The 243-nt window shown below is 70.8% G+C and carries 1 protein-coding gene; it reads right to left on the minus strand.

Annotated features, from left to right (window positions below; translation table 11 throughout):
• A partial coding sequence (locus UK12_RS35935; protein WP_442973943.1) for a beta-ketoacyl synthase N-terminal-like domain-containing protein occupies window positions 1-220 on the minus strand: 220 nt, incomplete at its 3' end.
• Between the last annotated feature and the right edge of the window lie 23 nt (window positions 221-243).

Here is a 243-nt window from a genome sequence, read left to right on the forward strand (position 1 = left end):
GGAGGAAGGCTCCCTTACGGGTGTAGATCTTGCCGAGCTGGTCCGGGTCCGGGTCGAAGAGGCCGTCGAGGTCCCAGCCTCGGTCGGTCGGGAAGTCCAGGACCGCGTCGCCGCCTGCCATGAGCAGCTGCCACAGCTCCTCGCGCGAACGGACCCCGCCGGGGAAGCGGCAGCTCATCGCGACGATCGCGATCGGCTCGTCATCGGCGGCAGCCGCCACCGGCACCGGCACGGTGATCTCGG

Origin of the sequence: Saccharothrix sp. ST-888 (genome assembly GCF_000955975.1) — a bacterium.
In the GTDB taxonomy this organism is placed as follows: domain Bacteria; phylum Actinomycetota; class Actinomycetes; order Streptomycetales; family Streptomycetaceae; genus Kitasatospora.